Annotated in this window: 5 protein-coding genes and 1 pseudogene; 4 read left to right on the forward strand and 2 right to left on the reverse strand. The window is 58.0% G+C overall.

Translation table 11 applies throughout. The annotated features are described in order from the left end of the window. Positions 1–1,597 (reverse strand): annotated as a pseudogene (locus NW870_RS12685) (translocation/assembly module TamB); the annotation flags it as partial. A gap of 296 nt (positions 1,598–1,893) precedes the next feature. On the opposite strand from NW870_RS12685, the gene NW870_RS12690 reads away from it, so the two are divergent. From NW870_RS12690 to NW870_RS12705, 4 genes are all read left to right on the forward strand, one after another. Further along, on the forward strand, positions 1,894–2,307 hold the full coding sequence (locus tag NW870_RS12690) for an STAS domain-containing protein (RefSeq protein ID WP_011433770.1): 414 nt from the start codon (positions 1,894–1,896) through the stop codon (positions 2,305–2,307). Positions 2,308–2,319: 12 nt separating this feature from the next. Next, positions 2,320–3,075, forward strand: coding sequence for a precorrin-2 C(20)-methyltransferase (locus NW870_RS12695; RefSeq protein WP_414375598.1), 756 nt, complete (start codon positions 2,320–2,322; stop codon positions 3,073–3,075). 1,230 nt (positions 3,076–4,305) lie between these two features. After that, on the forward strand, positions 4,306–4,842 hold the full coding sequence (locus NW870_RS12700; RefSeq protein ID WP_414375601.1) for a GNAT family N-acetyltransferase: 537 nt from the start codon (positions 4,306–4,308) through the stop codon (positions 4,840–4,842). Positions 4,843–5,021: 179 nt separating this feature from the next. Further along, entirely contained in the window at positions 5,022–5,543 is a 522-nt protein-coding gene (locus NW870_RS12705) for a peroxiredoxin (protein WP_414375604.1), read from the forward strand. A gap of 4 nt (positions 5,544–5,547) precedes the next feature. Here the strand turns inward: NW870_RS12705 and NW870_RS12710 are convergent, their stop codons facing one another. Then, positions 5,548–5,733 carry a hypothetical protein gene (locus NW870_RS12710; RefSeq protein WP_414344512.1) on the reverse strand — a complete coding sequence of 62 codons (186 nt, stop codon included), beginning with the start codon at positions 5,731–5,733 and terminating at the stop codon, positions 5,548–5,550. Positions 5,734–5,829: the final 96 nt, after the last annotated feature.

The following is a 5,829-nucleotide window of genomic DNA, read 5'->3' on the forward strand; positions in this document are numbered from 1 at the left end:
CCGCCACCGCCACCCGGCCTCCGCCCACGTCCAGCACCGCCTGCGGCACCTGCACCACCCAGTCCCGACCCTCCGGCAAAACCTGCAGCTGCCCTCTTCCGGCAATCTCTCCCCCAAGACTTTCCCAGCTGGCCTCCGCCCGCGGTTGGGATCCCGTCAGCGTCACCTGCACTTGCGCGGAAACCGGCCCCACCCAAGGAAGAGCGCCCCGGCGCGGCAAGTCTCCCCCGTAGAAAGCCAGCACCTGCTCCGCATCCATCCCCGTCACCTGCAGTTGGAACTGGCCCGCCAAGCCAGCAGCCCATTGCAATTGGCCGGATCCCTGAATGCGACCCCCCGCCGCCCTTAGGTCGATTGCCTCAAAAGTCAAGGTTTGATCCGCAAAGTGGAAGCCAAAGGCATACTCCGACACCGGCAGGCGATCCACCCGCCCCGGCGAAAGCCCCCGCAACTGTCCCCGAATCTGTGGCCGATCCAAGGGGCCGGTGACCGTTACGGATCCCCCCACCACCCCCTCCACCGCCACCGGCAGGCCAGTCACGTCAAACGTCTCTTGGATCTGCTGCAGGCGGGCCGGCGCTACTTCCGCCTGCAAACCAAACCCCTGTCCTTGCTCCCAGACCACCGGGCCTTTTAGCTCGGCAAAGGAAAGCTGACCAAAGCGACCGCTCACCCCCTCCAGCTCCAACCCCTGCAAGGTAAAGCGAACGGAGCCCTTCACCTCTTCAACCTTCACCTCTTCAAAAGGATGGGGCAACCTCTCCAGATCTAGCCGAGCCTGTTGAACCTGGGCCTGCCCCGTCAACTCCAGCGGTTGATCCCGCCGCCAGAGCACCTGGAGATCCAAGCCAGTTTCCCCCTGCACCTCCGCAAAAGGGGCCGCCGGCACCACACTGGGCAAGAGATCCAAAGGCAGACGAGCCGCAGAAAGCGTCACCGAACCGGAAGCCTGGGCAAAATCCGCCACCCCCCTGAGCTGCAGGGGGTACCCCCCCTCCCCCTCCCGAGGGAGCAACCGTGCCGTCGCCTGGAAACTGGCCCGCCCCCCGAAAAGATCCTCCTCTCCTGGCGGGGCATTGTGAGTCAGCCACACCTGCACCTGGCCCTGCAGCCGATCAAACTGGCGTCGCTCCCCCACCAAAGGGATGGCCGTCAGGGATCCCTGGCGCAAACGGATGTTCAGCCCATGCAAGGGCAGGGATCCCTCCCCTTCGGGCAGTTGAAACTGCACATCCGCCCAGCCGCGATCCAGCGTTTCCATCAGCAGCAGTTGCGGCTGGTTTAGGGTAACATTCAGCACCCACTGACCCGTCTGCAGCCAAGTCCAGAAATCAGGGCTGAGGTCGATGGAGCCGATACTGGCCAGATGTTCAACGCGGCTTTCTCCCAAGCTCACCTGCCAGGGGGCCAGAAACCTCACCTCCCCCAATTCCACGCGCCGGCGCATCGCTTGCGAGAGGGTTGCTTCCACCTGCGGCAGCACGTGATCTTGAAGGTAGATCCCTGTTCCCCAGGCGGCACCAAAGGCGGCAGCCGTCAAGCCCAAACCCACCCCAGCTAGAGTGATGGGGGAAAGGTTGAATCGTTGCTGCTGCATCTTTGGATCTTGGTGATCCTCTCCCAACCGCCTACCCCTTAAAAACCTGACAGGCTCCCAAAAGCCATTCGTGCACTGCGGGCCGACCTTGCCGGCACAGTTGCCCCCATCCTACCCAAGGACTCCTGGCTTGCCACGAGGGAACAGAAAGAAGAGATCCCTGCTCCCAGGCGTAATTCCCCCGAAGACCCCGCGGAAAAATACCGTCTCCCGCGGAGAACGGGGATGCTAAGCTATCTCCACACCCGAGATTGAACCCACCCTGGGGCCTCTCTCAGGTGTTCCCTTCTGTCGAGATGGTTGAAAGGAGAAGAGCCATTCCGGAACCCCTATCTCTGACGGTCAGCTTGCGCGGCAGCCGCGAGGCGCTGGAAAACTGCCAGGTCTTTCACCTGACTGGCCTTCTGGATGCCTTTTCCGAGCCGGTCTTTGTTAAGGTGGTCACCAAATACCTGGAAGAGGGATCCCCTAACCTGATCCTGGATTTGACAGGGATCGACTTCATCGACAGCTCTGGCGTCGGCGCCCTGGTGCAATTGGCCAAGCTGGTGCAGGGCCGCGCAGGTATCTTTCAGGTGGTGAGCAACCCCCGCATTACCCAAACGGTGAAACTGGTGCGCCTGGAGAAGTTCCTATCTTTGCGCAACTCCTTGCAGGAAGCCTTGGATCGCCTGAAGGAAGGAAGTACGGGCAGTACAGAGACCGCCTGATACGTAATAAGTATGGGTCTGGGAACCTTTTGGGGGATCAGTGCTGGAGCAGGGGATCCCGACTGGATAACGGTCAAAGCAGCCCGCATCCTCAGCACGGTCAACTGGGTGGCCTGTCCCCAAAATGCTGCCGGCCAGCCGGGCTTGGCCTACCAAATTGTGCGCCCTTGGCTGCGACCGGAACAAACCCTGCTGCCTCTTCATCTGCCGTTTGTCACCCGGTCGGAAGTCCTGCAAGCTGCCTGGCGAGTGGCTGCCCAGCAACTGGCCCCACTCCTAGAAAGGGGAGAAGATGTTGCCTTTATCTGTGAGGGAGACGTGGGCCTCTACAGCACCTTTGCCTACGTGGCCCAAGCCCTGCGGCAGCGGATCCCCGCCTTGCCCATCCAGGCCATACCGGGGGTGTGCTCTCCCTTAGCTGCTGCTGCTGCCCTGGGATCCCCCTTGGTGCTCGGCTCCGAGAAATTGGCGATTTTACCGGCTCTGTTTGCCCTCTCGGAACTGGAGCAGGCTTGCGCCTGGGCTGAGGTAGTCGTCCTCATGAAAGTGGCCTCTGTCTACCCTCAGGTTTGGCAGTGGCTGGCCGAAAGAGGTTGGCTGCAACAAGCCAGCTTGGTGGTCTGGGCCGGCTGGCCCCAGCAAACCCTCTTCCCCACCCTGGAAGGACTGGCCGACTACCAGCCCCCCTACTTTTCCCTGCTGATCCTGCGTTCTCGGCCCCGAAATCAAGATTCTCTTAACCTGGAAAACGAGCTACAGCTGGAATGAGTTTTCTAGGATAGGGAATGAGTTCCTTCCGGCGATTAAGCCCGAAGCAGGGGTTGGTCGTTGTTTTTTTGCGTTTATTTCTGTTTAGCTCAAGGCTCGCGCCGAGCCAGCTTGTTTCCCCAAAAAATCAGGTGTCCTGTGACGGAAAGAGGCTGAGGAATCCGAATCCAGAATGCTGGGATCCCTCATTGACCTGAACCAAAAAGAGATGAAAAGACCAAGTTAAAGGAATGATCCAGCCTGTTAAGAATGGTTGCCGCCCTTGGTGGAGAGATCGGCTATAGGTTAGATTATGGATGTGGTGATTCAGGCGAGGAGGATAATATCTCATCCCCATCCCAAACGCGAGGCACCGCTTCTCGATTGAATCAAATCCAAAATTCAAGTCCAAAATTCTCTGTCGGTCAACGCTTTGATCCAAGCTTCCGATCCGTTGCTTCGGCAGACTCTCCTGAGAAGTGGTTGTCTCGCTCAGCAGAGCACCTGGTACCTACGACAGGTTTTCCTCGAAGCAGAACAAGGGAGTTAAGCAGATAGCAGTTGGGCTTGCTGCACAAGCCACTGGGAAAGTGAGAGAGCGCTCTAGGTGTTCCTCAAATAATCCTCGAATAAAAGTGGTTTTGCCAGATCAACAGGCTCAGCCGGCTATTTTGAGTCTCCATTCATGAGCGAGTCAGGGTGGGAAAATCGGTGATCAGGTTCAGGTGCTCTCAACCTGCAAGCTCTGCGAGTCGGAACCAGCGCTCAGTGGGACAAGGACTGCGGGCTTTAGCAATTCGAGGTTCTCTCAGTTCATAGTTTCACTCTCACTTTCAGGAGGTTGCTATGTTTACCTTTCTCTCAAAGATTGCTAGAGCAATTATCCGCATATTTGCTCCTGCCAAGTCCGATCTGGTGGAAGTGGGTTACCAGCCCATCACGGATGATATCTATCGCATCAACGGCTCAGCCTGCCATTTTAGCGATCTGGAGATCTCATCGTAAACCTCAGAGTCGGATTCTGGTGTCGGAGCGGCCACTGGCGCTGGCCTAGAAATTGGAAAGGAAATTGGAAAGCTACAAGTTAAGACAACTGAATAAGTCTTAGTTAAGTCTTGGATGCGGTTAGTCCGCGTCGGCAGGGGTGGTTTTCCTCCCTGTGGCCAAGTTCTACCGGTTCAGTGGTGGCTCCCCGTGGGGGTCACCACTTATTGTTTTGTTGTTTGCAAGTTGTTTGGGAAAATAAGGAGAATGCTTGCGGTTGCCCTATCTCAACCTGTGTTGCCTTCCCCTGTGGTTTACCCGGCTACACCGGGCGATCTGGATCCCTTGGCCGAAGTTCTGGCGCAGGTTTTTTATCCGCCCTCAGGCCTGCAACGCTGGATCCACCCGATTTGCAAGCTGGGCATTCGCGAAGAGTTGCGCCTCAGGCTGGCCGCAAGGGATCCCTACTATTGCTGTCTGGCGGCTGCGGTGGGATCCGAGGTGGTAGGCACTGCCGAGATCTCTTTGCGGGTCATCGCCCATGGGAAGTATCCCTACCTTTCCAACTTGGCGGTGCTGCCCGGCTGGCGGCGGCGAGGAATTGCCCGTCTGCTTTTGCTCAGTGCTGAAGAAGTGGTGCAAGGGTGGGGCTACCGCCGTTTGCACCTGCACGTGTTGGAAGACAATCTCCCCGCGCGGCAACTGTACGCCCAACTGCGCTACACCCCTATTGAACGCACCGCTCAACTCTGGCGATGGCTAGGGATCCCTCCGCAGCTTTTGCTCTGCAAGTGGTTACCTTGAATTGGCAAAGGAATTGGCAAAGCGGCAACATTGAGCTGGCAGAGTGGAGATGCTTCCCACCCCGCTGGCTTGCTTCTGCGCAGTGAGGCGAGTTCCTGGACTCATATAAAGTTATGTAAACTAGAGATGGGTTCTAGAGAGGTCTCGGAGGGGCAGTGAGGGAATTGGGCAGGGTTTTCATGGGATTGGTTGTGGGCCTGCTTGTGGGCTTTGGGATGACTCAGCCTGCCTGGGCCCAGTGGGGAACTACTCCTCTCCCGCCAATAGGTTCTCCTGCGCCGGAGTTCGCATTGCCGGATCAATCCGGGCAAATACGGCGGCTGGCGGATTTTCGGGGGGAGTGGGTGGTGTTGTATTTTTACCCCCGCGACTTCACTTCCGGCTGTACGATTGAGGCCCGCCGCTTTCAGCAAGATTTGCCCAAGTTCCGGGCCATGGGGGCACAGGTTGTGGGCGTGAGCGCCGACTCGGTGGACTCCCACAAGCGCTTTTGCTCGGCAGAGGGGCTACAGTTTCCTTTGCTGTCGGATCCCGACGGCACGGTCAGTCGAGCCTACGGATCCTGGATGGGCGATGTTGCCCTGCGCAATACGTTCTTGATCGACCCGGAGGGGATTTTGCGAGAAATCGACCCAATCGTGAACCCCAGCCGCCACAGTGCTGAGGTTCTGGCCCAGTTGCAACGGCTTGTCGGTAGCTAGCCCTCTAGCTTTCCGGGCCAAAAGTCTGCTCGAACTCGTAGAGCAACTCGTCGATCTCCTCCAGCGCTTGGTTGACATCCACGCGCAAGCTGCCCAAGTCTGGCTTTTCCAACAGCTTGGCTACCGCTGGCCGGCGTTCGCGGATTAGCTTGATGCGCTCTTTCAAGGCGGCAATTTCGGCGGCGTCCATAGCTTCAGAGACCTAATTGACTGATACATTTACGCTGAACACTGCTGAACATCACTGTTCAACTATGCAGCGATAGCATTCTGTTTGTTTCCAACC

It is taken from the genome of Synechococcus sp. R50.1 (assembly GCF_047462115.1).
Lineage (GTDB): Bacteria > Cyanobacteriota > Cyanobacteriia > Thermostichales > Thermostichaceae > Thermostichus.

Coding starts and splice junctions, on each gene's coding strand:
- NW870_RS12690 (WP_011433770.1), top strand. CDS start 1,894: ATGGTTGAAAGGAGAAGAGCCATTCCGGAACCCCTATCTCTGACGGTC.
- NW870_RS12695 (WP_414375598.1), top strand. CDS start 2,320: ATGGGTCTGGGAACCTTTTGGGGGATCAGTGCTGGAGCAGGGGATCCC.
- NW870_RS12700 (WP_414375601.1), top strand. CDS start 4,306: ATGCTTGCGGTTGCCCTATCTCAACCTGTGTTGCCTTCCCCTGTGGTT.
- NW870_RS12705 (WP_414375604.1), top strand. CDS start 5,022: ATGGGATTGGTTGTGGGCCTGCTTGTGGGCTTTGGGATGACTCAGCCT.
- NW870_RS12710 (WP_414344512.1), bottom strand. CDS start 5,733: ATGGACGCCGCCGAAATTGCCGCCTTGAAAGAGCGCATCAAGCTAATC.